The sequence below is a fragment of the Amycolatopsis minnesotensis genome (assembly GCF_039529815.1).
Taxonomy (GTDB): domain Bacteria; phylum Actinomycetota; class Actinomycetes; order Mycobacteriales; family Pseudonocardiaceae; genus Amycolatopsis; species Amycolatopsis minnesotensis.
On the sequence record NZ_BAAANN010000010.1, the window covers coordinates 125,000 to 148,367 of the forward strand.

A 23,368-nucleotide genomic window follows, 5' to 3' on the forward strand; every position below is an offset into this window, starting at 1 on the left:
TCGGGTAGCGGCTCAGTGCGCGGTCAGCCCGCCGTCCACCACCAGTTCGGAGCCGGTGACGTACGAGGATTCGTCGGACGCCAGGAACAGGTAGGCCGGGGCGATCTCGTGCGGCAGTGCGGCCCTGCGCATCGGAGTGCGGACGATATCGGGCTGCTGGTCGCCCTGCTCGTCGAGGATCTCCTGGATCATCGGTGTCGCCACGACGCCGGGGTGCACCGAGTTGACCCGTACGCCCTGGGTCGCGTACTCCACCGCCGCGGTCTTCGTGAGCAGGCGGACCGCGCCCTTGCTCGCTTGGTAGGCGGCCGCGGCGCCGCTGCCGACGAGACCCAGCACCGACGAAGTGGTGACCACCGAACCGTTTCCGCTCGCCCGCAGCAGCGGCATGACCGCCCGCATGGCGAGCCAGGTGCCCTTCTGGTTCACCGCTATGACACGGTCCCAGCCCTCCTCGGTGGTGCCTTCGATACCCGGCCAGTCGACCACCCCGGCGAGCGTGACCAGGACGTGCAGCACACCGAACCGCTCGCGCACCGCCTCGACGGCAGCGGACCAGTCCTCGGCCGAGGACACGTCGAGCCGGACGGGGAGCACGTCGGCGCCGCTGCTCGCCAGGCGGGTGGCGAGTTCCTCCAGCGCGGCACCGTCCCGGTCGGTGAGGACGAGCCGGGCGCCCTCCTCGGCGAACAGGTCGGCGGTGGCCGTGCCGATTCCGCCGGTGGCACCGGTGATGAGCGCGACCTTGCCGTCGAGTCTTGTCATGGGAATTCCGATCTGTACAAGGGGTTCGTGGTCAGGCCGCGGTGAAGCCGCCGTCGGCGGCGACGACGGCGCCGGTCATGAAGCTCGACCGCGGCGAGGCCAGGAAGCCGATCACCTCGGCGATCTCCGCGGGCTGCGCGACCCGGCCGAGCGGGTGCGCACCGGCGAACGAGCGGAGGTAGGCGCGGCTGTCGTCGCGGATGTCGTCGAGCAGGTCGGTCTCGACAACCCCGGGCGCGACCACGTTCGCCCGGATCCCGTGCGGGCCGCCTTCCAGCGCGATCACCTTGGTGAGCTGCGCCAGCGCCCCCTTCGACGCGCTGTAGGCCGATCCCTCCGGCAGTGCGACGGTGCAGGTGTACGAACCGACGTTGACGATCGCCCCGCCCTCGCCCCGCGCACGCATCGCCCGGAACGCCTCTCGCGCGTGCAGGAACGCGCCGCGGGCGTTGACGCCCATCAGCCCGTCCCAGTCCCGCACCGTGGTCTCGGTCAGCGGCTTGTTCACGGTCCGGCCCGCGTTGTTGACCAGGATGTCCAGCCTGCCGAACCGTTCACCCGCCAGCGCGACGCTCCGCACGGCGGTCTCCTCGTCTGCGACATCTCCGACGAGGCAGGCGACCGCGTCCGGCTCGGCGAGCTCCCTGACCTCCGGCCGGAGATCCGAAGCCACCACCCTGGCACCCCGCGCTCGCAGCCACGCCACCGTCGCGCGGCCCACACCGCGGGACGCACCCGTCACCAATGCGACCGCGCCCTCGAGCCCGTCGTGCGGCTCGCTCATACCGTTCTCCCTTGTTCGCCGTGTCCGTCCTCAGGATCGGCGAACGAGCGGCGGCCAACCAGGGTGCGTCTTTCCTGGGTGTGGCACACCCAGGAAACCGGCTCAGCCGTCGAAGGAATCGAAGCCGACGACCATGCTTTCCGGGCCGCGGAGGTTGACGTGCCGCCGGTACCGGACCGATTCGGGGTCCAGTTCGGGATTGCGGACCCTGGTCGCGAACTCCCGGAACAGGACGCGGGCCTCCAGCCTGGCCAGGCTGGAGCCGAGGCAGAAGTGCGGGCCGAGTGAGAACGCCAGGTGCGGCGCGCCCGCGCGGTCGACGGAGAACCGGTCGGGATCGGGGAAGTGCACGGGATCGCGGTTGGCCGCGCCGATCAGCACGATGACCCAGGCGCGCGCGGGCAGTTCCACGCCGGCGACCGTGCGCGGCTCCCTCGTCACCCTGCCGAGGAGCTGCACCGGCGGGTCGAACCGCAGCACCTCCTCCACGGTGGCGGGCGCCAGGCCGGGATCGGCGCGCAGCCTGGCCAGTTCGCCGGGATGGCGCAGCAGCGCGAGCACGCCGTTGGACAGCAGGTTGCTGGTGGTCTCGTGCCCGGCGTTCAGCAGCAGCCCGAGGGTGGCCACCAGCTCGTCCGGCGTGAGGCGGTCACCCTGTTCCTCGGCTTCGATGAGCCGGGAAAGGAGGTCGTCGGACCGGTGACGGCGTCGATGGGCGACGAGCTCGCGGAAGTAGGCGTCGAGCTCCCGGTACGCCACGTCGATCGCGGCGCGTTCCTCCGGTTCGACACCGAAGTCGAACGCCCTGGTCAGGTACTGCGACCACTGCCGCAGGCGTGCGCCGTCCCCGGTGGGCACGCCGAGCCATTCGCTGATGACGGTCACCGGCAGCGGGTAGGCGAGGTCCTCGGCGAAGTCGATGCTGCCCCGTTCCGCGGCGGTGGTGAACGCCTCGCGGACGAGCCGCTCGATCCTCTGCTCAAGGCTCGCGATCGCGCGCGGCGTGAACGCCTTCGCCACCAGCCGCCGCAGGCGGGTGTGGTCCGGCGGGTCGAGGAGCAGGAACGAGTGGTTCCGATCGGCCTCCTCCGGCAGCACGTCCTGCAGCCGGCTGCTCAGGGTGGTGTCCTTCAGCACGCGCTGGGCATCGGCGTACCGCCCGACCACCACGGCCGCGCCGTCGTTGATGGGCATCGGCGTCTGCTCGCGCAACAGGTGGTAGAGCGGGTACGGATCGGCGCGGAGTCCGGGATCCTGCAGTGCGGCGAGCGTGGTCACGGTGCGTCCTTCCGGTCGGCGAGCAGCAGGTCCACAGTGGACGAATCGAGGTGCGCGGGGTCGAACGCGGGTGGCATGGGCCGCGCGCAGCTCGCGGCGAGATCTTCGAGGCGGTGCCCGGTGGCGTGCCAGCCGTGCGCGTCGAGCCAGCGCGCCGGGGACTCCGACGCGGTGTTGCGCCACAACGTGGACAGCCGGTGCACGAACCCGTCCTCGGTGGCGGCCAGCGCGTCGCGCACCTCGTCCGTGACGAGCCGGGTGCGGGTGACGTACTCGACGGCGAGCGCGCTGCCCGGCGCGGACAGCGCGCCGATCCGGCTCAGCAGCAGGTCGTTCTCCGCTTCGGTGAGGTAGACCAGCAGCCCCTCGACCAGCCACGCGGTCGGCTCGTCTGGCCGGAATCCCCGGCGCGTCAGTTCCGGCGACCAGTCCGTGCGCAGGTCGACCCCGATCGCGGACCGCTCGCACGCGGGCGGCGCGGCCAGCAGCGAGTCCTTGTACGCCAGCACTTCCACGGTGTCCATTTCGAACAGTCGAGTGCCAGGCGGCCAGGAAAGGCGGAACGCCCTGGTGTCCAAACCGGACGCGACGAGCACCACCTGACGGCAGCCGGCCGCGCAGACGTCCCGTAGCCAGGTGTCGAAGAACCGGGTGCGCAGGGCGAGGTAGTCGCCCAGCCGGTCGAACACGGCCCTGCTCTGCCCGTCGGCGTCGCGGAAGGCTGCGGGATCGCCGACGAACGACGCCGCGTACGGGTCGTCGAACAGGCGATCCGCCCTTGCGCTTTCCAGCGCCCGCGCGGCGGCGACACCGAGCGCGGTCCACCCGACCCCGCCGGGCGCTTCGGTTCCGGTCATCGATTCCCTCCAGTGATGAATCGCGGGGTGAGCAACTCGCCCCGCCGCCACACGGCCGCGATCGCCCTGGTGGCGCGGATGTCCGCGATCGGGTCCCCGTCGACGAGGACGAGGTCGGCGCGCAGCCCCGGTGCGATGCGACCGCGGTCGGGCAGGCCGAACCGGCGCGCCGGAGCCGAGGTCGCCGCGGTCAGCGCCTCGGCGGTGCTGAGCCCGGCGCGCACCAGCAGCTCCAGTTCGCGGTGCAGGGTCGCGCCGTGGACGACCGGAGCGTCTCGTCCCGGCGCCTGGTGGGCGTCGGTGCCGGCGAGCAGCGGCACCCCGGCGCGGTGCAGTTCGCCCGCGCTGGCGAGCGCGGTCGCGAACGTGCCGCGGCGCACGACGGGAAGTCCGTCGGTGCCGGTCTCGATCGCGGCACGGACTTCCCCCGGCAGACGCGGTCCGACCAGCGGGTCGTCGGCGAGTACCCGGCCCTCGTCCCCCGCGCGCATTTCCAGGACGGCCAGGGTCGGGACCGCGGTCACCCCGGCGGCGGCGGCGCGGCGTGCCTGCGCCGGCGGAACCACTTCGGTGAGCGGGAGATGGGTCAGCACATCGACCCCGGCGTCCAGCGCGAGGGCGACCGACCACGGACCGGACAGGTGCGCGACCGACACCATGGCCCGCCGCCGGGCCGCGGCGACGAGCGCGGTCACCGTCGCCAAGTCGAGCGAGGGCAGCGCGAGGCCGTGCTCGGCACCGTCGTCGAGCGCGATCTTGAGGTAGTCCGATCCCTCCGCGTGCCGTGCCGCGACGAACGCTTCGGCCTCCGCCGGCCCGGACAGCGTCGGGATCCACGGGATCGACCTCACCGTCGTGCCGCCTGCCGCCGACGCGAGCGTGCCCGCGCTGCGCAGGTCCGCGCGGCCGTCGCGATCCGCCGACGCCCACAGCTCGGCGACCGTCTCCGGCGGGAAGTCGAACATGTCCAGCTCGGTGGTGACCCCGAAGGACAGTGCGAGCGCGAGGTTTTCCCCGGCGTGGCAGACGTGCGTGTGCGCGTCGACGAATCCCGGCAGCAGCGTCCGCCCGGTGCCGTCGACCACTGTGGACGGTTCGGCGCCGTGCCCAGGCGGGAGAAGCAGCCCGCCCGCGATGTCCACGGTGACGGTCCCGAGCACCCGTTCGCCGTCGAAGACCGTCGCGTTTTCGATGCGCACCACCGGGCTCATCGGGGCACCGCCAGTTCCGCGGCTTCCAGTTCGTCGGCGGCCCGTACCGCCCCGCCCGCGGCGAGGATGTCGTCCCGCATCCGTTCGACCCTCCCGAGCAGCGCGGCGTCTTCGGACACCTCTTCGGCCGCCGCCCTGATCCGCTCGCCGGTGGCCTCCTCCGGCTGGATCACCGAACCCAGTCCCAGTTCCGCGACCCGCGCGGCGGTGATCCGGTTCTCCGGGTGGCTGGGCACCAGCACGAGCCGCGTCCCGCACGACAGCGCCTGCTGCACGCTCGCCACCCCGCCGTGGCACACCGACACCGAAGCGCCTGCCAGCACCTCCAGCTGGGGAACCCAGTGCCGCACCTCGACATTCGGGGCCACCGCACCGAGATCGCCCGCGCGCACGCCGCTTCCCAGCGCGAGCACCGCGTGCCAATCGGTGCCGCCGAAGGCGTCGGCCGCCGCGCGGAACAGCTCCGGGCGCCCGTTGAGCATCGTGCCCAGCGTCACCAGTGCGAACTTTCCGGTGGCCGGTGCAGCCGCCGGAGCACCCGCGGTTCCGAGGTCGCGATCGGCCGAGCACAGCCCGACGAACGCGTGCCCGTCGCCGAAGGTGTCCCCGAAGGGCTGGAAGCTCCTCGACACGAAGACCATGCTCGACTCCGGCTCCCACCCGAACGCCCAGTCGGCGCCGCGACCGGACAGGCCGTGCGCGGCGAGGAACTCGGCGGCCCTTGCCGCGAACTCCGCGTTCGCGGGATGTTCGGCGGGCACTCCGCTCAGCTCGAGAATCGAGTCGTGCAGGGAAAACCGGTCGTTGCTCGCGAGGACGGGCGTCGACTGGACGGAGGGCCGGTCCCATTTCGCGGCGAGCGCACGGCCGCAGCCGTTCATCAGCAGGTCGTAGACGACGAGATCGGGGACGTCACCGGCGAAGTGGCGCTCGAAGACCGGGGTCACGGCGGCGCATTCCATCAGGAACAGCACCCGCGACCACGCCGCCGCGTCCGCGTCGAGCGTGGTGAACGTGCCGGGTGCGAGGTGCGGGGTGAGGATCGAGTCGTAGCGGAGCACCTCCGCGCCGGTCGCGGCGACGAGATCGGCGTACTCGCCGGTCGCCGCGCAGGTGACGCGGTGGCCGCGGCGCACCAGTTCTTCCACCACCGACAGGATGGGGTTCAGGTGGCCGTAGGCGGGGATGCAGAAGAACGCGACGTGCCGCGGCACGGTGACCTCCTCCGGGTCTCAGCGGGTGAGCGCGTGCACGATCAGGCAGCCGAGCATGGCGAGCACGAACGCCATGGCGCACGGGACCGGCCAGTTCTCCTTGCGGCGCACCAGGAAGAGCGATCCGCCCGCGACGGCGAAGACCGCGGGCAGCGGCAGCCACCAGCGCGGGCCGCACACCACGGCCGCGAACACGGTCGCGAGCGCGGCGAACGCCAGCGCCAGCACGGTGCTGGCGCGGGGACCCAGCACCGCGGAGTACGAGCGCTCCCCCGGTCCCGGGTGCCACGCGGTCTTCCTGGCGATCTCGAAGTGCAGGAACACCCCGGCGAACAGGGCGAGCAGCGCGGCGAGCGGGCCGGTGCCGTCGAGCGAGCAGCACAGGTAGACCCCGATCACGATCTGCACCGGGTAGGTGACGACGAGGTTGACCAGCAGGTCGTCCCGCACGGTGGCCGACCAGCGCTCCAGCGCGGCGAGGAAGAGGCCGTAGGCGAGCGGGGCGGCGGCGAGTGCCGCGGCGGTGGCCGACAGCACGGTGTTCATGCCGACTGCCGCGAGGGCGAGCACGGCCATCGCGGCCCGCAGCTCACCCCCGGTGACGGCGCCGGCGACCAGTGGCCGGTCCGGGTTGTGCACGCGGTCGTAGGCGAGGTCCTTCTGCTCGTCGAGCATGCGGAGGAACAGCAGGGTGGCGACCACGGTGCCGGCGCGGACCGCGGAGCCGGACGACGGGAGCCACGGTCCCGTGGTGGCCGCTCCTTCGAAGGCGAGTGCCCACAGCACGCCGTACCCGGCGTAGACCGGGAGCGGGAACCGCGCCAGCACGAACCGCCACAGCCTGCGCGGGGTGGCTTCGACCCCGGTCATCCGCCACTCCCGGCGAGCTGCTCCCACAGGTGGCGGCGCCGTGGCTTCCCGCTCGTGGTCCGGCGGATGAGGCCGCGCCCGCCCGCGATCACCCTGATCCCGGCCTCCGGACCGAGCGCGCCCCGCAGCGCGCGCGTCGCGTCCGCGCGCCAAGGCCCCTCCGGCGCCTCGACGAACAGGGCGACGCCGGTGCCGGTGCTGACCACGGTGCACCGGGAGCGGGACAGCCCGGTCTCGGCCACGACGAGCGATTCGAGATCCTCGACGTACACGCTGCGTCCGCGCACCTTCAGGCTTTCGCCCATGCGTCCCAGCACGTACAGCGCGCCCCGGTGCAGGAACCCGGCGTCGCCGGTGCGGACCGCGCCGCCGGCGAAACTGGTCGACGACCCGGTCCGGCCCGCGTGGTAGCCCCGCGCGACCGACGGCCCCGACACCACCACCTCACCGAGATTCCCTTGCGGGAGCGGGATTCCTGCCTCGTCGACGATATCGACGCCGACGCCGTGCGCGGGACCGCCGCAGCCGACGAGCCAGCCGGACGCGGCGTCCGCCGGGGAACCGAGCACTCGCTCGGCCTCGATGCCGACGGGTGCGCCGAAGCGCAGGCTGGACGACGCCGGGCGCACGACGGTGGGCGGTCCGGGCCGCGCGTCGGAGGTGACCGCGAGGGTGGCCTCGGCGAGCCCGTACGCGGGCAGGTAGACCGAACTGGAGAACCCGGCCCGCCCCGCGAGCCCGGCGAACGCCTCCAGCGCGGCCGGGTCGATCGGCTCAGCGCCGACGATCGCGCCGCGCCAGCCGGTGAGGTCCACATCGGACAGCTGGTCGGGGCGGACCCGTTTCGCCGCGTACTCGAAGCCGAACGGCGGCGAGGCGGTGTGCGCGGCGGTTTCGAAGCAGCGCAGCCAGCGGGCGGGATCGCGCAGGAACTGGGCGGGCCGCATCAGCCACAGGTCGCCCTGTCCCGCGACGGTGGTGAGCAGGCAGCCGATCAGGCCCATGTCGTGGTGGAGCGGCAGCCACGACGCGGTGCCGTCCCCGTCGCGCCAGCGCAGCCACGAGTGGATGACGTCGATGTTCGCGGCGAGGTTGTCCCAGCCGACCCGCACGCCCCTGGCCCTGCCGCTGGATCCGGAGGTGAACTGGAGCAGCGCGAGTTCGGCCGGCTCACGGGGGGCCGCGCGGTCGCCGGCGCGCCACAGCCACGGCCGGTCGTCGCGTCCGGCCCCGGCCAGCACGCGTCCAGCGACCGGCGCGAGACCGGCCGAGGTGACCAGCAGCCGCGGCGCCGCGTCGATGACGATCGCGGCGGCGTGCGCCACGTAGTCTTCGTTCGCGGTGAACGCGGGCGGGACGAGCAGGCACACCGTCGCACCGGCCACCCAGGTCCCGAACAGCGCCGCGAGGCACTCGAACCCGGTCGGCATCAGCACCGCGACCACGTCGCCGTGACGCACGCCGTCGTCGATCAGCGCACCGGCGACCCGGTGCGCGGCGTCGGCGAGTTCGTCGTAGTTCCGCCGCGTCCACGACCCGTCGTCCTCCGCGAACAGCACACCGCGATCGCCGCGAGGGTCGCCCAGCCAGTCGCGGACCTTCATCGGGGCACCGCCATCGCCCCCGCCGCGACGACGACCACCGGTGCGCCCTGCTTGTCGAACCGTAGCCGCGCTTCGGCGATGCGGCGCTCCCCCTGGGTCAGCACGCCGCGCACCAGCGGCCCGTCGTCGTCTACCTCGACCGCGGCCTCGCATTCGTTGGCGAGGTCGAACTCGCCGAACCCGAGGAACCGCATGGCGAACCCGGTGATCCGGTTGGCGCCCACGGCGGCGATCGCGAGCTGCCGGAACGCTTCGAGCTGGAGCATGCCGGGGAGGTGGTCGAGCGGGTGGTCGAACAGGACGGGGTGCGCGGTGTCCACGACGACCTCCGTGGCCACCGCACCGCCGCCGTCCACCTTCAGCGGCGAGATCACCACGTTGAACGGCTCACGGCGGTCCACCCGGTGCGCCGCGAGCCTCGGCGGCTGCGCGCACAGCGACGGCACCGCGGGCAGGCCGAGCTCGGACCGGTTGGCCGCGCGCATCGAAGCCCACTTCTCCGCGCTCACCCAGGAGAAGGTGAACTGCGCGACCGTGGTCTCGACACCGTCCACTTTGGCCGTGCACGCCACCCGCAGGCCGCTGAGCCCGGTGCGGCCGCGGAACCGGCGCAGGATCCGGCACCGCAGGACGAAGTCCGACGGTGCCGGCCGCAGCGCGAGCCCGCGCCGGTCGGTCACGGTCAGTTCGAGATCGCGCATGACGAACCGCTCCCCGGTCGAGACCGAGCAGAACCGGTGCGCGATCAGGATGCACGCCTGCCTGCTGGCCTCCAGCAGCAGGACCGGGTCGTATTCGGACCGCGGTTCGCGGCTCTCGCCGTAGAACGCGTGGTACCGCGGTAGCTGGCCCGCGATCGTGAAGACGTCCTCGCCCGCTTCCACCGCCGAGGTCAGCAGCACCTCCGCGACGGCGGCGCGGTGCACCCAGGTGCGCGGCACGGTCTGGCAGAACTCCATGGTCTCCCCCATTTCCTTCCGGTCATTGGCCTTCGGCTGCGCACCGGCGCCACTGCGCCACCGTCACCCCGCCGAGCAGTGGCTCGAATCCCTTGCGGCGCATCGGGAACACCGACGCGCCCGCCACCACGGTGTCCCACGGGTCGAGCGCGGCACCCGTCCGCCACGCCTCTTCGATCAGCTCGCGCACGCTGCCGTACCCTGGCGCGGCACGGCGCAGCCGCTCGACGGCGGCGCCGTAGCCGAGATCGTGCCTCGGCGCCTGTGCGTACAGCTCGTGCGCCAGCTTCCGCGCTCTGTCCTGTTCGTCGTCGCCCGCCAGCGCGGCGGTGAACACGCGCTCCCGTTCGGACTGTCCGAAGTAGACGCCCAGCTCGCGCAGCACGTCCGCGGGCTCGTCCGCGGTGTGCGCGAGGTTGAGCAGGTAGCCGTGGTCGCCGAGCAGGTGCCGAAGCTGGCCGGGTTCGCGCGCGGCGGGATCGGTCGGCCCCTTCAGCTCGGTCAGCAGGACCGGCACCGGGACCTCGGTGGCGCGTTCCGGGCGCACCACCACGACCAGCGAATCGGTGCTCGCCGCGAAGAGATCGGCGAGCCTGCGGCGGTACTCCGTCGCCAGGTTCCACTGGAAGTACCACAACGCCCGCACGGTCGTCCTGGTCAGCCTCACCGGCGCGGCCGCGACCACCCGGAACCCGGTTTCGCGCACCCAGTCGAGCGCGGGCAGCAGCGAGCGCGTGACGACCGCGTCCGGTTTCAGCAGCAGCACCCCGTGGGTGGTCGCGAACCCGGTGACGTCGGCGGTGAGCGCGGCGAGCTGCTCGGCGCTCTCCTGGTAGTAGGTGTCGGCGGCGAACGCGGCGCGCTTGTCCGGCAGGCAGCTCAGCGCGGCGGGCAACGGGGGTGCGTGGCGGGTCATCGGGCACCCGCCAGCACTTCCGCGACACCCGGCAGCGGCGTGCCGAGGTAGCCGGCGGCGAAGCAGTGGTCGAGCACCCTGCGCAGGTACGCCGCCCCGGTGGCCCGGCGGTGCCGAGGCAGGAACGCCACCGTTTCGCTGTCGTCGAACCGGATCTTGCGCTGGAAGTAGCTGCCGTACAGCGAAACGATCCGCTCGTGGTAGATCCGCTCCGCCGCGGGCAGGCCGCCCGCGGTGAAGGTCGAGGGCGGCACGAACCGCGGCACCCGGCACGACGGGTACTCGGCGAGCACGTCGGAGACCTCCCGCAATGCCATCGGCCCGCCGACGGCGTGGAAGGTGCGCCCCGCCGCCTCGTCGAACCGGTTCACCGCCTCGGTGACCACCGCCGCGACGTAGTCCACCGGCACCAGGTCGAGGCACGCGTCGTAGTGCCCTGGAATGGAGTTCACCTTGCCCTCGACGGCCAGCTTCAGCACCACGTAGAGGTTCTTGAAGTCGCGGACCACCCCGGTGCGCGAGGCCCCGGTGACGATGCTGGGCCGCACCACCGCGACCCGCACGCCGTCCGCCCGCGCCTTCCGCACGAGCTGTTCGGCGCGGAACTTGCTGTCCTCGTAGGCGTTGGCGAACCGCTGCCCCGTTTCCAGCTCGTGCTCCGCGATCACCCCGTGCCGCTCACCGCACACGTAGGCGGTGCTCACGTGCACCATCGGCACCCCGAGTTCGAGCGCGTGCGCGGTCCCGGTGACGTTCACGTCCTCGTACCGCCGCGCCTGCCTGCCGAAGTCCGTGATCGCCGCACAGTGCACGACCAGGTCCGCGCTCGACCGCAGCGCCGTCCAGTCCGCTTCGGACAGTCCGAACCGGACACGCGTGACATCGCCGCGCACCGGGGAAACCGCGCCGGTGACCGCGGTGCCGTCGTTGCGCACCAGCGCGGTGGCGCGGTGCACCAGCGCCAGCACTTCGTGCCCGGACGCGGCCAGCCGCGCGGTCACCTCGGCCCCGACCAGCCCGGCCGCACCCGTCACCAGCACCTTCGCCATCTCAGCCCTCCCCGCCGTGCTCGGCGAGCAGGCCCAGCAGATCGCCGACGGTGCGCACCTCGGCCAGCTCGTCGAAATCCATCGCGGGCAGCGCGAACCGCTGCTCCAGCGCCATGGCCAGCTCGACCAGCCGCACCGAGTCGTAGCCGAGGTCGGCGGTCAACCGCGTCCCGTCGTCGACCGCGCCCGCCGCCGGCTCGCCCGGCGCCATCGCCGTCACGAGCGCGCACGCTTCCTCACGCATACCGTCCCCCTCCGTCATCCGGCCAGATGTGGTTGGCTGCCGCCGCTGGCGAGCAGGTCCCGCGCCTCGTCGATGGGCAGTTCCGCGTCCAGGTAGCCGCCGAGGCGGAGCCAGTCGTATCCGATGTCCAAAGTGGCCCGCCACGCCTCGGCCGTGGCGAACGAATCGGGGAACGCGCTCGCGCCGATCCTGGCCCGCACCGCGGCGACGAACGCGTCCAGCTCCGCCAGCGCGGCCCGGCCCGCGGCTTCGGATTCGAGGTGCGGCCGTTCGAGACCTCGCGCGGTGGCCTCGAATTCGCGGCCGTCGGCGCCGAGCAGGCCCAGCCCGCGCACCAGCTCGGAGTCGGGCGGCAACGGGCTCACCCCGTGCGCGCTCAGCAGCGCCCGCAGGCTGACCTGGGTCATCCGCCGCGCGATCAGCTCCGCCACCCGCCACTGTCCGCGGTCGAGGGCGCCCGTCAGGTCCTCGCGCGCGTTCTCCACCAGGATGTTGGACCAGACCAGCGCCATCGCCGCCGCGCCGAACCGGGACGCGGGCAGCGCGACCAGGTCGACGGCGTCCACATCGGACACCGCGGCACCGGAAAGCCGCACACCGGCCGTGCTGGGCTGGGCGGTGGCGCGACCGGCCCCGACGCCGCCGCGAGGGGCATGCTCGGGGTGATCGGGGCGCGCCCCCAGGAGAACCGGACGAGGCCGAGCCGCACGAACCGGGCGATCGCCGCGTCGCGGCCTGGCGCACGGCCGAACACCACCGACCGCCACGTCCTGGCCACCTCGTCGCCGAGCACGAACACGTCGCGGCGGTCCCGCACCACATGCACCCGGTCGCCCACCGGCCACGTCGTGACGCCGGGGACCCTGGCCAGGGTGATCCTGCCGGGCTTCGGCACGCATCCGCCGATCCCGAAGTCCGCGAGCAAGCGGCCGCACGCGGCGACATAGGCCCGCGCGGGCAGCCCCGCGCCGGATTCCAGCTCGCGGTACCTCGTCGCGGGCTCACTCGCGCCCGCCCGGTCCACCTGCAACGACAGCCACTTGGGTTCCAGGTAGGTCTCGCCGAGCGCCGCGACCCACGACTTCGCCCCCTGCACGAGCGCGGCGTGCGCCCACACCGCGGCGTCCTCCACGGCGTCCACTTCGGACAGGGCGAGCGCGTACCGCATCGCCTGCCTGGCACGGTGCGCCCACCAGGCCGTCATGATCGCGGCGAACTCGCGCTTCGACGGCAGCTCCGGCAGTGCGCCGGGGTCTTCGAGCACGAACCCGTGCAGCAGCCGCTGGCACCGGTTCAGCAGGTCCTCCGGCAGCCGCACCACCCGCGCGGTGCCCCGCGCGGCGGCGGCCGTCACGACCGCGAACTGGTCCGCGACCTGCCGCGCCGAGCGCGTGCGCACCTCGACCCGCCTGCCGTCGGCGAACAGCACCGACGGCATCGTCGGCAGGTCACCGCTTCCCGGCGCCACGAAGAGGAAGTCCACATCGGACGAAGAGTTGCCGAACCCCTCGGCGATCGACCCTTCCAGCAGCACCGCCGAACCCGGTGGCGCGTCGATGTCCGGCAGCACGCGCGCCAGCAGCTCCCGCAGGTAGTCCTCGCCGAGGATCACGCAAGCACCTCGCCCGCGTCGAGCACGGTGAGCACACCCGCCGCGCCGTCGACCCGCACGCGCATGCCGGTGCGCAGCTCGCGGACCACACCGGGCACCTGCACCACGGTCGGCAGGCCGAGTTCGCGCGCCACGATCGCGACGTGGGTCAGCGGGCTGCCGCGCTCGATCACCAGCGCCGAAGCCGACCGCAGTGCCGACACCCAGCCGGGATCCGTGCGGTAGGCGACCAGGATCCCGCCGTCGACGTCCTCCGGCGCCTCCGTGACCACGGCCCGTCCCTCCGCGGTACCAGGACAGGACGGAACGCCGTGGAAGACGAGGGCACCGGTCCGCTCGGCCTCGCCGTGGCGCCATCCCGCTTCGACGAGCTCGGCCATCGAATAGCCGGATCCGGTGGTGCGGAACCGGGACGGCGCGTGCACCCCCTCGTCCCCGGCGCGCTGCCGCTTCCGCTGGGCCACCAGCCTGGCGGCGTCCGGGCGGTCACCTTCGGCGGTGAACAGCGCCCGCACCTCCGCCAGCCGCAGGAAGAACACGTCGGACCAGTCCGCGAGCACCCCCGAAGCGGCCAGGTCGCGGCCCATCGCGCGCAGCATGCGCTTCGCGCTGCCAAACGCGCGGGTGCGGCAGAACCGCAGCCGTTCGCGGTCGCGCAGGCCACCGCGGACCTTGCGGCGCACCACCTCGTAGACCGCACGGCGGACCCCGCGCAGGTTTTCGTCCAGATAGGACTCGGCATCGACGGCCGTGCGCTCGGCCTTGCCCGGTACCGCGCCGCGCAGCAGGACGAACAGGCTGGACGGATCCTCCCGAAGGTCCGGTACCTCGAGCTTCAGCTCGTCGACGCTGCGGTACCCGAACCGGTCGATGTAGTCGTCGACGTCGGCGAGGAACTCGTCGTACCCCTGTGCGGCGAGCGCGTTCCGCACCGCACCTGGTTCCGTCCGGAACACGAGGCTCCGCAGGCCCTCGTCCGCGTGGAGCTTCGACGCCAGCTCGGTCAGCGCGTGCACCGGCTCCGCCGACTCCACCTCCGGGCCGGGGCCCGCGACCGCGGGGGTGAACCACTCCGGCGCGTCCGGCAGCCACCGTTTCGTCAGCACGTGCAACGCCCCGAACGAAATCAGCAAGGTGGCGTCGAGGACCATCATCGACCCCCACTTCGCGATCAGCTCGCGCTCCAGTGCCTGGAACCGGCGGTAGGTTTCCGCGCCGGGCAACGCGTCGTAGTCGACGCGATCGAAGACCCGGTACGCCAGGTAGAACTCCCGCGCGAACTCGTCGACCAGCGCGGAGGTGCGGAAGAACCGGCGGACGAACTCGGCGACCGTCACCAGCCTCGCCACCCTGTCCGCGATCCCGGACGGTGCGCGATGCGGCCGCAGCGTCTTCGCCAGCGCGTCGTCCAGCGGCTCCTCGACACCGAGCGAAGCCTCCAGCACCTTGCGGTTCACCGGGTACAGGGGTGCCAGCCGGACCATCCGGTACCAGTGCAGGAGGTTGTAGTACACCCGCCCGTGGAACTGCCCGAGCAGGTGCGGGAGCCATTCGTCCATATCGGACAGCCACCGCCCTGGAACGCGCAACGACCGCGCGTAGTGCCGGTAGATCCTGGCGTAGGCGTCCGCGGCGAAGCTGAACGTGAGCGGTGAGGTGATCCCGCTGAAGCTCTCGATGATGTTCGCGTTGTCCCACACCCGGAAGTCGCCGTCGCCGACCGGCTCCGCCGCCACCGGTGACGGCGGCACCGGCGTGGTCACCGGCCGCGCCTGCAGGATCCACACGGTCTCGCCCGCGATCGCCCACTCGATGTCCTGCGGCGCCCCGGACAGCGCGGTGATCAGGCTGCCCAGTTCGTGCAATGCGACGATATCCTTGTCCCGCAACGAAAAAGCGGCGCGCTCGTGCTCCGGGACCTCGACGGACCGGCAGCCGTCCCCCGCCGCGACCGCCTCGATCCGGTCGCGTTTCTCCCCCACGATCCGGTCGACGACATCACCCCGGGAGTCCAGCACGACGGTGTCGGCGTCCACCGCGCCCGACACCAGCCCCTCGCCGAGGCCGTACACCGAGCTGATCACGCACTGCTCCCGGTCGCCCGTCACCGGGTTCGCCGTGAACAGCACGCCACTGCGGTCGGCGGTCACCAGTTCCTGGACGAGCACCGCCATTCCCGCCGTTTCCAGCGGCAGCCCGTGCCGCAGCCGGTAGTGCAGCGATCGCGCGGAAAACACCGACGCCCAGCAGTCCCGTACCCGCGCGCACACCTCGTCCACACCGGACACGTTGAGGAAGCTGGCGAACTGGCCCGCGAACGAATGGGTTTCGCCGTCCTCTTCCCGCCCCGAGGAACGCACCGCGACCCGGTCGGCACCGGCGGCCGCGTAGGCATCCTCGATCGCCGATCGCACCGGCGCCGAGAACGCGACCTCGCCGATCAGCCCCGCGATCTCCGCCGCCGCCGCGTCCACCCCGTCCGTCGTCACCTCTCCCAGCACGTCCGAAATCCGGTCGTCCACACCGCATTCGGCCAGCACCGCGGTGTACACGTCCGTCCCGAGCACCGCCCATCTCGGCACCGGAATCCCGGCGCGGGCCAGTACGAACAGGGATCGCGCCTTCGAGCCCGCATACGACTCGACATCCGCAATCGCGCTTTCCCCAGTGCGTATTCGCATGCGTGTTTTTCCCCTCGCGAAGGAATACCGGCCCCAGCTCCGGCGGAAACCCCGGTCAGCCCATGGCCCGTACCGGAAACGTGTAACCACCACGGCGTTCAGGGCCTGTGGCGTCCCGTCATACTACGACCGCTGAACTGGGACGGGTAACCCCTATCCGGCGCCCGGCGCGGTGTCACACGCCGGAACGAGCGGTCCCGCCAACCCCGGACCTGCGAAGAACGCCCGCGGCTGCGGAACATTCCGCGCGGCAGCGCAGCACCCCTACGGCGAACGAAAATCAGCACGACACAACGAAATCATCGACGCGCACCCGCGTTCACGCAATCGGCCGTTGACAACAACACCCGGTATACGAGCTAATCGAAACGGATAAGGGGACGCCGTTGATCGGCGAAGGGGGAATGCGAAGACATGCGAATTCTGATCGCCGCCGTCGGCACCCGTGGGGATGTCGCGCCCTACACCGGGCTCGGCCTCCGGCTGCGCGACGACGGCCACGCGGTGTCGATCGCCGCCTACAAGCCGTTCGAAGGGCTCGTCACCGGCTGCGGGCTGGAGTTCCGGCCACTGCCGGGCGATCCGGCCGACACCGGCTCGTGGACGCAACAGGGCGCGTCACGGCGCACAACGGCTTCACCACTGGACTTTCCCCGCCTGCTGCGCTCGCTCGCCGCGGAGACCAGGGAACTGCTCGACGGCCTGCACACCGCGGCGCGCGGCGCCGATCTGCTGCTGCTGTCCATGCCCGCCGTGCTCGGCGTGCACGTGGCCGAGGGGCTCGGTGTGCCGAGCATGGGCGTGTTCCTGCAGCCGACCTTCCCGACCCGCGCGTTCCCGCCGTCGGTGATCGCCGCCGGGCGGAACCTGGGCGGCTGGGGCAATCTGCTCGCGGGGCACGCGACGCTCGGCGCGATGGGCTGGGTGTTCCGCGGGCTCATCAGGGAACTGCGGCACGATCTCGGCCTTTCCCCACTCACCACGCGAGGGCTCCGGGCGAAAATGGCGCGCTGGCCGGTGCTGCACGGGTACAGCCCGGCGCTGGTACCCCGGCCACCGGACTGGCGGGACGGGCTCGACGTCACCGGGTTCTGGTGGCCGGTGTCCGCTCCGGAATGGACACCGCCGGGCGAGCTGGCCGATTTCCTCGCCGCGGGGCCGCCCCCGGTGTTCGTCGGCTTCGGCAGCCGCGCACTCCCGGACGCGGCCGGGCTGACCGCCACCGTGTGCGCCGCGCTCCGCCGCGCCGGGCGGCGCGGGATCATCCAGGCGGGCTGGGCGAACCTCAACACGACCGACGACGACATGCTCACCGTCGGCGAGGTGCCGCACGAATGGCTGTTCCCCCGGACGGCGGCGCTGGTGCACCACGCCGGTGCCGGGACGACGGCCGCCGGGCTGCGCGCGGGGGTACCGGCCGTACCGGTGCCGGTGCTGGCGGATCAGCCGTTCTGGGCCGCGCGGCTCGCGCGCGCCGGAGCCGGAACCGCTCCGCTGCCGTTGAAAGCGCTCACTGCCGACAGGCTCGCCGCCTCGGTGCGCGCCGCGGTGCACGATCCGCGGTACCGCGAACGCGCCGAGGCACTCGGGCGCGTGGTGCGTGCCGAGGACGGCGCCGGGCTCGCCGCCGCCAAGATCGCGGCCGGGACGGAGTGAGCGAAGATGGGCATCGGCAAGGAATTCCGGCTCGGCGCGAAGATGCTCGCGATGCGCGCGCTCGTCGGCACGATGGCCGCCTACGGCGACCCGGTCGCCCGCGTGCTCGGCCGTACCGCGTTGCGGGACCCCTATCCGGCGTACGAACGGATCCGCGCCCGCGGCACGCTCACGCGGCATCCCGTCGGCCTGTACCTCACCGCGTCGCACGCGACCGCGAGTGCGATCCTGCGCGACTCCCGGTTCCGGGTGGAACCTTCCGCCGCGCACGTCGGCGTCGACTGGAACATCCGCCCCGGCGACGAGCACGCGCTCGTGCACCCGATGGAGCAGTCGATCCTGACCATGAACCCGCCGGAGCACACGCGCCTGCGCCGCCTCGTCGCACCCTGGTTCACCCCGAAAGCCTTGCGCGAGCGGCGCACCCGGATCGAAACGGTCGTCGAAGAGCACCTCGACGCCGCGGGAACGCGGTTCGACCTGGTCGCCGACTTCGCCGCGCGCGTACCGATCGCGGTGATCTGCGACCTGTTCGACCTTTCCGACCGGGAGCACCGCCGGTTCGCGCACTGGGGCGCCACCCTCGCCGGCACCCTCGACGGGATCAGGACACCGGGTGAACGCCGGGCCGTGCACGCCGTCACCGCCGATATGACGGGTTTCTTCACCGCCCTGCTGGCCCGCCGCCGCCGCGAGCCCGGCGACGACCTGGTGAGCGGCCTGCTGGCGGCGGAGATCGACGGCGAACCGGTGCGCGAACGCGATCTGGTGGCGCTGGCCGGGCTGGTCCTGGTCGCCGGGTTCGAAACCACGGTGAACCTGATCAGCGGTGGCGCGCTCGCCCTGCTGGCCGCGCCGGAGCAGCGCGAGGTGCTGGCCGGGGACCCGGCCGCCGTCGCCGACGAAGTGCTCCGCTTCACCACCCCGGTCCAGTTCACCCTCCGCCTCCCCGCCGAACCCGTCGAAATCGCGGGAACCACGCTTCCCGCGGGGGCGATGGTGGCCGTCCTGCTCGCCGCCGCGAACCGCGACCCGGCGGTCTTCACCGACCCGCACCGGTTCGACCTCCGCCGCGGCAACGCGCGCGAGCATCTGGCGTTCTCGTCCGGAATCCACTACTGCCTCGGCGCCGGGCTCGCCAAACTCGAAACGGAAATCGCGCTGGCCGCGCTGTTCCGCCGCTTTCCCGTGCTTCGCCTCGCGGGCCCGGTCGCCTACCGCCGCGCGCGCAACATCCGCGGCCCGCTCAGCGTTCCCCTGCACACCGGCGCACGGGCGAGCACCTCGATCGGGTGCGCCGGCAAGACTTCGTGATGGGCGAAGGTCTGTTGGAAATTTCCCCAACGGACTCGGGGTGTTCCGTTTCCGAGCAGGAAGAGCGAGGCGTGCGAACTCGCCGCGCTGCGCGCACCGGATGTGCTAGACAGACCGCGTGCCGAGATCCTCCTTCTTCCGGGAAATCCCGTGAACGACGACGTCACCCAGAACCTCGTCGTGTTCCAGCTCAAGGGCGTCGACGAGCCGGTACTGGCCAGTGCGCCCACCCGAGCCGATGACGCCGTCGAACAAGCGTGGGCGCAGATCCGGCGGCGGCACAAGGTGCGCGCGTCCGCGGTCTCGGCGGTTTTCAGCGAATGGCAGCCGTCCGCGGCCGACCAGAAATTCGTGGCCAAGCACTTCCGGAAGGCCGAGTGCACCTACAGTTTCACCAGGCCCGTCCCCGGCGAATGGGAACGCGCGTTCGCCGAAGCGCGCTCGGTGCTGGCCGAAGCCCACGAAGCCAGGCAGCAGGAGAGCACCGAGGAGGTGCTGCCCGTGCTGTGGAGCGCGTCCTCACCGCGCGCCGGGCTGCTCGACGCACTGCCGCATCTGCCGGTCGTGCCCGGCAGGCTGTCGGTCGCGCTCGCGGTGGTGGCACGGACCCCGCACGGCAAGGTCGGGATGCACCACATCACCCGGCACCAGCACGAGGAGATGGGCGCGCCGATCGAGGCCATGTTCGACGCCGGGTACAGCTCCCTCGCGCGCGGGCTGAAGTCCGAGGTCCGCCGGTCCGGCGAGAACGTGCTGGTCTCGATCACCAGGGAGAACCTGCTGGCGGCCTCCGCGATCGCCCTGCCCGGCCTGTACGCCCAGCTCTCCGCGCACCTCGGGACGGGTGATCTGATCGCCGGTCTGCCCTGCCCCGACCAGATGTTCGTGGTCAGGGAGGACTCCGGCCTCGCGGACACCGTCCGGGAGCAGGTGCTCGACTCTCCGTACGACACCACGGAACTCGTCCCGTCCGTGCTGCGGCTCGGACCCGGCGGGCTGGAACTGCTCGCGGAGCGGGGCGTTCGGACCTGAGGTCTGCCAGCTCTTCGCGGCGTAACGGGCGGAACCGGGGCCCGCCCGTCAGTCCGAAGTGGACTACGGCCGTGGCGGAGGCGCGGCGCAGGTCTTGCCGGCGTCGGGAAGCTCCCCGGATTCGAGGTAGGCAGTCCCGTACCCGTCCACGCAGGGATTGTTGTCCTGGAGGTACTGGCCGTGGTTGCCGCTGTCCGCGACGACCAGTTTCGATCCGGGGAGCGCGGTGTGCATGCGCTGCGCACCGATCACCGGGGTGGCCGCGTCGTTCTTCGCCTGCAGCAACAGGATCGGCGGCACTTTCGCACCCCCGATCGGAACCGGCTCGGCGGTGGGTACCTTCCAGAACGCGCACGGTGCGCTGTACCAGCTGTTGAGCCAGGCGAACAGCGGCGACCGTCGCGCCGCCTGCTCGGTATCGCGATGCCAGGTGGCCCAGTCCTTCGGCCAGCTCCTGTCGACGCAGTTGTAGGCGAGCTGCGCCCCGTTGACGTTGCCACCGTGCGAGGTGTGGGCGGCGACCAGCGCGTCGGGCCTGCCCCCGTGGTACTCCCCCACCGGCTTCGCGAGGCTGTCCCAGCCGGTGTCCGAGTAGATCGACGAGGAGAGCAGATCGTCCAGTTCGGCGACGCCGACCTTCCCGGCGGCAGGCTGCTTCGCGAGCTGGTCCCGGACGGCGTTCCAGGTATCGCTCACCGCCTTCTCCGTCGTGCCGAGGTGGTACCGCGCGTCCTTTCCGGCGACCCAGGCGAAGAACGCTTCGGACCGCTGCTGCAGCGCCGGGTCCTGCTGGAACTGCGTCTGGTAGGTGGGGACGGTGGGGTCGACGACGCTGTCGAGGATCATCCGCCCGGTAGTGGCCGGGAACAGGCTCGCGTAGGTCGCGCCGAGCATGCTTCCGTAGGAATAGCCGAGGTAGTCCAGCTTCTCCTGTCCCAGTGCGGCGCGAATGCGGTCCATGTCCTTCGCCGCGTTCTGCGTGGTGATGTGCGGAAGCAGGTCGCGCGACTCTTCCGCGCACTGGTCAGCCACCCGCTTCGCCGCGTCCAGCCGCTGCTGTTCGCTCTGCTCGTTCGACGGCCGGTAGGCGGGAGCCGGGGGCGGCAGCACCGAATCCGTGTCACCGCAGTCGACCGGGGAGCTGGCGCCGACCCCTCTCGGATCGAAGCTGACCACCATGTACTGATCGGACACTCCCCTCGGCAGCCCAGCCGTGATCAGCTTGGGCATCCCGGCACCCGATTCCCCCGGGCCACCGGGATTCACCACCAGGCCGCGCGGCGCGGCGCCGTTGCCTGCCGCGTACAGCATCAGCGTGATCTCGCGGCCGTCCGGATCGGCGTAGTCCAGCGGCACCTCCAGCGTCGCGCAAGCGGTGTCGCGTGGCGCGCCGACCGTGTCCGCGCACGGTGTCCACTTCACCGACGACGCTCTCGTCGCCGCGCCTGCCGCCGCCGACGGCAGCACCGCGCCGAGCGAGACCACGGCCACCAGCACCAGCAGGTGCCTCGGTCACGACCGGTTCCGTGGGGTAATCCGGATCTTCCCTCCCCCGCTTCGCGCGGAGACAGTCGTGGGCAACTCGTACCGCAGGACGCACCACGCGCGACCAGGTTCGGAATGAGTGCGAACGTGCACCCGATCGTGGCTGTACGGGAAACGCCCCTCGGCCGAGGGGATGAGCGCGAAGATCCTGCCGTGCTCCGATGCCGTTCCACCCCGTGGCCGCGATCGTGAACGGCATGAAACGAAGCAGGAAAAGCATTCTCGCGCTCGCGGCGATCACCGTGCTCGGTGCCTCCGCGGTTCCCGCGGCCGCGGCCGGGCAAACACGGTTGAGCTGGGGCCCGTGCCCTGACTACGACAGCACGCCGAGTCCCACCGCCGGGCTCGAGTGCGCGAAGCTGACCGTCCCGCTCGACTACGCCGCCCCGGAACGGCGGCAGATCGAGCTGACGATTTCCCGCCTGCCCAGCAAGAACCCGGCCAAGCGGCGCGGTGTGCTCCTGATGAACCCCGGCGGGCCCGGCGGTGCGGGCCTGGCCATGCCCGCGCTGCTCCCGAAGACCGGACCGGCGGCCGCGCTCGCGGACCGCTACGACCTGATCGGGTTCGACCCGCGCGGGGTCGGCTACAGCACGCCGACGACCTGCGGTTTCACCAGCGCCGACCGCAACGCCATGTGGCCGGGGTACGCGAGGGGCCCCGAGGACGTGGCCACCTACGCCGGCACGGCCGCCGCCGTCGCGCGCAAGTGCGCGACGGCGCGCACGAAGGACCTGATGCCGCACATCACCACCGCGAACACCGCACGGGATCTCGACGCGATCCGGTCGGCACTCGGTGCGCGGCGGATCTCCTACTACGGCAACTCCTACGGTTCCTACCTCGGCGCGGTCTACGCTTCGCTCCATCCACAACGGACCGACCGGGTCGTGCTCGACTCGGTGACCGATCCGAGCGGCGTCGGGGCCGAGCACCGGATCCAGACCGCACAGGGGTTCGACGACCGCTTCCCCGACTTCGCCGCATGGGCTGCCGCCAGGGATTCGGTGTACCACTTCGGATCGACACCGGAAGGGGTCGGTGCGACCTACTTCCGGCTCGCCGCGCAACTCGACCTGGCCCCGGTGAACGGCATCGACGGGAAGGGGTTCCGCTTCGGCACCTACGAAGGTCTTTACCAGGACGAGAGGTTCCCGGCGATCGCGGAGACCTGGCTTGCCGCACAAGGAAAACCCGCGCCTCGCGCCGCGCCACCGGCGCTACCGGACTGGCTCGCGGAGAACCGCGCAGCCGCGCAGCTCACGTTGGAGTGCAACGACTCCCGGTGGCCGCGATCACTCGCGGGCTACCAGCGCAGAGTCGAAACGGCGCGGTTGAGCCATCCCGCGTACGGCCCCGCCGCGTCGAACATCACGCCCTGCGCGTACTGGCCCGAGCACGAAGAAGGGGTGCGCATCACCGGTGCAGGCCCCCGGAACGTGCTGCTGGCACAGAACCTCCGCGATCCCGCGACCCCGCTGGACGGCGCGCGCCGGATGAGCGCCGCGCTCGGGCACCGGGCGCAGCTCACCCTCGTCGACCAGGGCGGGCACGGCGTCTTCCGCAAGGCCAACGAATGCGCGAACGCCGCGATCGCGGGCTACCTGGCCGAGGGGACGTGGCCGACGACGTTCTGCGCGCGGCAACACCCCTAGGAAAAGACGAGGCGGCCGCCCCCGCGCGGGTGCTCGCGGACCCGTCCTGCCTCGCCTCGCACGGGGGCTCGTCACCGCGGAACGAGATGGCCGCGCGGTTCGTTACCGCCTCGCGGACGAGC

The 23,368-nt window shown here is 72.2% G+C and carries 20 protein-coding genes; 4 read left to right on the plus strand and 16 right to left on the minus strand.

From position 1 onward, the window contains the following. Positions 1–12 precede the first annotated feature (12 nt). From ABD256_RS14620 to ABD256_RS14690, 15 genes are all read right to left on the minus strand, one after another. Positions 13–765 carry an SDR family NAD(P)-dependent oxidoreductase gene (locus ABD256_RS14620; protein WP_344417902.1) on the minus strand — a complete coding sequence of 251 codons (753 nt, stop codon included), beginning with the start codon at positions 763–765 and terminating at the stop codon, positions 13–15. A 31-nt stretch (positions 766–796) separates the two neighbouring features. Beyond that, positions 797–1,549 (minus strand): SDR family NAD(P)-dependent oxidoreductase, encoded by a 753-nt coding sequence (locus ABD256_RS14625; RefSeq protein ID WP_344417904.1) that lies wholly within the window; start codon positions 1,547–1,549, stop codon positions 797–799. A 102-nt stretch (positions 1,550–1,651) separates the two neighbouring features. After that, the gene (locus ABD256_RS14630) at positions 1,652–2,827 is read right to left on the minus strand and encodes a cytochrome P450 (RefSeq protein ID WP_344417906.1); all 1,176 of its coding nucleotides are present in this window, start codon (positions 2,825–2,827) and stop codon (positions 1,652–1,654) included. After that, positions 2,824–3,684 carry an SAM-dependent methyltransferase gene (locus tag ABD256_RS14635; protein ID WP_344417908.1) on the minus strand — a complete coding sequence of 287 codons (861 nt, stop codon included), beginning with the start codon at positions 3,682–3,684 and terminating at the stop codon, positions 2,824–2,826. Before ABD256_RS14635 ends, ABD256_RS14630 begins: the two co-directional genes overlap by 4 nt. Next, positions 3,681–4,895 (minus strand): amidohydrolase family protein, encoded by a 1,215-nt coding sequence (locus tag ABD256_RS14640; RefSeq protein WP_344417910.1) that lies wholly within the window; start codon positions 4,893–4,895, stop codon positions 3,681–3,683. Before ABD256_RS14640 ends, ABD256_RS14635 begins: the two co-directional genes overlap by 4 nt. Next, positions 4,892–6,109, minus strand: a complete 1,218-nt coding sequence (locus ABD256_RS14645) for a macrolide family glycosyltransferase (protein ID WP_344417912.1) — start codon at positions 6,107–6,109, stop codon at positions 4,892–4,894. The genes ABD256_RS14640 and ABD256_RS14645 overlap by 4 nt, the downstream gene beginning before the upstream one ends. Positions 6,110–6,127: 18 nt before the next feature. Next, positions 6,128–6,979: a hypothetical protein gene (locus ABD256_RS14650; RefSeq protein WP_344417914.1), complete on the minus strand. Its 852-nt coding sequence runs from the start codon at positions 6,977–6,979 to the stop codon at positions 6,128–6,130. Next, positions 6,976–8,583 (minus strand): AMP-binding protein, encoded by a 1,608-nt coding sequence (locus ABD256_RS14655; protein WP_344417917.1) that lies wholly within the window; start codon positions 8,581–8,583, stop codon positions 6,976–6,978. Before ABD256_RS14655 ends, ABD256_RS14650 begins: the two co-directional genes overlap by 4 nt. Beyond that, the gene (locus ABD256_RS14660) at positions 8,580–9,554 is read right to left on the minus strand and encodes a ScbA/BarX family gamma-butyrolactone biosynthesis protein (protein ID WP_344417919.1); all 975 of its coding nucleotides are present in this window, start codon (positions 9,552–9,554) and stop codon (positions 8,580–8,582) included. The genes ABD256_RS14655 and ABD256_RS14660 overlap by 4 nt, the downstream gene beginning before the upstream one ends. A 10-nt stretch (positions 9,555–9,564) precedes the next feature. After that, the gene (locus tag ABD256_RS14665; protein ID WP_344417921.1) at positions 9,565–10,458 is read right to left on the minus strand and encodes a nucleoside-diphosphate kinase; all 894 of its coding nucleotides are present in this window, start codon (positions 10,456–10,458) and stop codon (positions 9,565–9,567) included. Further along, a complete protein-coding gene (locus tag ABD256_RS14670; RefSeq protein ID WP_344417923.1) occupies positions 10,455–11,507 on the minus strand; it encodes an SDR family oxidoreductase in 1,053 nt (350 codons plus the stop codon). Before ABD256_RS14670 ends, ABD256_RS14665 begins: the two co-directional genes overlap by 4 nt. 1 nt (position 11,508) lies before the next feature. Further along, positions 11,509–11,751, minus strand: a complete 243-nt coding sequence (locus ABD256_RS14675; RefSeq protein ID WP_344417925.1) for an acyl carrier protein — start codon at positions 11,749–11,751, stop codon at positions 11,509–11,511. 14 nt (positions 11,752–11,765) lie between these two features. Next, positions 11,766–12,317, minus strand: coding sequence for a hypothetical protein (locus ABD256_RS14680; protein ID WP_344417927.1), 552 nt, complete (start codon positions 12,315–12,317; stop codon positions 11,766–11,768). After that, entirely contained in the window at positions 12,212–13,363 is a 1,152-nt protein-coding gene (locus ABD256_RS14685; RefSeq protein WP_344417929.1) for a hypothetical protein, read from the minus strand. The genes ABD256_RS14680 and ABD256_RS14685 overlap by 106 nt, the downstream gene beginning before the upstream one ends. Then, positions 13,360–16,044, minus strand: a complete 2,685-nt coding sequence (locus ABD256_RS14690) for a phosphoenolpyruvate synthase (RefSeq protein ID WP_344417931.1) — start codon at positions 16,042–16,044, stop codon at positions 13,360–13,362. The genes ABD256_RS14685 and ABD256_RS14690 overlap by 4 nt, the downstream gene beginning before the upstream one ends. A gap of 414 nt (positions 16,045–16,458) precedes the next feature. Between ABD256_RS14690 and ABD256_RS14695 the strand changes: the two genes are divergently transcribed. From ABD256_RS14695 to ABD256_RS14705, 3 genes are all read left to right on the plus strand, one after another. After that, positions 16,459–17,700, plus strand: a complete 1,242-nt coding sequence (locus tag ABD256_RS14695; protein WP_344417933.1) for a glycosyltransferase — start codon at positions 16,459–16,461, stop codon at positions 17,698–17,700. 6 nt (positions 17,701–17,706) lie between these two features. Beyond that, the gene (locus ABD256_RS14700) at positions 17,707–19,014 is read left to right on the plus strand and encodes a cytochrome P450 (RefSeq protein WP_344417935.1); all 1,308 of its coding nucleotides are present in this window, start codon (positions 17,707–17,709) and stop codon (positions 19,012–19,014) included. A 150-nt stretch (positions 19,015–19,164) separates the two neighbouring features. Beyond that, positions 19,165–20,046 (plus strand): hypothetical protein, encoded by an 882-nt coding sequence (locus ABD256_RS14705; RefSeq protein WP_344417937.1) that lies wholly within the window; start codon positions 19,165–19,167, stop codon positions 20,044–20,046. 63 nt (positions 20,047–20,109) lie between these two features. Here ABD256_RS14705 and ABD256_RS14710 read toward each other — a convergent pair whose 3' ends face one another. Beyond that, positions 20,110–21,543, minus strand: a complete 1,434-nt coding sequence (locus ABD256_RS14710; protein WP_344417939.1) for an alpha/beta hydrolase — start codon at positions 21,541–21,543, stop codon at positions 20,110–20,112. A 245-nt stretch (positions 21,544–21,788) separates the two neighbouring features. Here ABD256_RS14710 and ABD256_RS14715 point away from each other — a divergent pair, with 245 nt between their 5' ends. Beyond that, positions 21,789–23,246, plus strand: a complete 1,458-nt coding sequence (locus ABD256_RS14715; RefSeq protein ID WP_344417941.1) for an alpha/beta hydrolase — start codon at positions 21,789–21,791, stop codon at positions 23,244–23,246. The last annotated feature ends 122 nt before the right edge of the window (positions 23,247–23,368 follow it).

Bases quoted from the DNA above. Each gene is read 5' to 3' on its own strand.
- ABD256_RS14620 (WP_344417902.1), bottom strand. From the start codon at position 765: ATGACAAGACTCGACGGCAAGGTCGCGCTCATCACCGGTGCCACCGGC.
- ABD256_RS14625 (WP_344417904.1), bottom strand. From the start codon at position 1,549: ATGAGCGAGCCGCACGACGGGCTCGAGGGCGCGGTCGCATTGGTGACG.
- ABD256_RS14635 (WP_344417908.1), bottom strand. From the start codon at position 3,684: ATGACCGGAACCGAAGCGCCCGGCGGGGTCGGGTGGACCGCGCTCGGT.
- ABD256_RS14640 (WP_344417910.1), bottom strand. From the start codon at position 4,895: ATGAGCCCGGTGGTGCGCATCGAAAACGCGACGGTCTTCGACGGCGAA.
- ABD256_RS14650 (WP_344417914.1), bottom strand. From the start codon at position 6,979: ATGACCGGGGTCGAAGCCACCCCGCGCAGGCTGTGGCGGTTCGTGCTG.
- ABD256_RS14655 (WP_344417917.1), bottom strand. From the start codon at position 8,583: ATGAAGGTCCGCGACTGGCTGGGCGACCCTCGCGGCGATCGCGGTGTG.
- ABD256_RS14660 (WP_344417919.1), bottom strand. From the start codon at position 9,554: ATGGGGGAGACCATGGAGTTCTGCCAGACCGTGCCGCGCACCTGGGTG.
- ABD256_RS14665 (WP_344417921.1), bottom strand. From the start codon at position 10,458: ATGACCCGCCACGCACCCCCGTTGCCCGCCGCGCTGAGCTGCCTGCCG.
- ABD256_RS14670 (WP_344417923.1), bottom strand. From the start codon at position 11,507: ATGGCGAAGGTGCTGGTGACGGGTGCGGCCGGGCTGGTCGGGGCCGAG.
- ABD256_RS14675 (WP_344417925.1), bottom strand. From the start codon at position 11,751: ATGCGTGAGGAAGCGTGCGCGCTCGTGACGGCGATGGCGCCGGGCGAG.
- ABD256_RS14690 (WP_344417931.1), bottom strand. From the start codon at position 16,044: ATGCGAATACGCACTGGGGAAAGCGCGATTGCGGATGTCGAGTCGTAT.
- ABD256_RS14695 (WP_344417933.1), top strand. From the start codon at position 16,459: ATGCGAATTCTGATCGCCGCCGTCGGCACCCGTGGGGATGTCGCGCCC.
- ABD256_RS14700 (WP_344417935.1), top strand. From the start codon at position 17,707: ATGGGCATCGGCAAGGAATTCCGGCTCGGCGCGAAGATGCTCGCGATG.
- ABD256_RS14715 (WP_344417941.1), top strand. From the start codon at position 21,789: ATGAAACGAAGCAGGAAAAGCATTCTCGCGCTCGCGGCGATCACCGTG.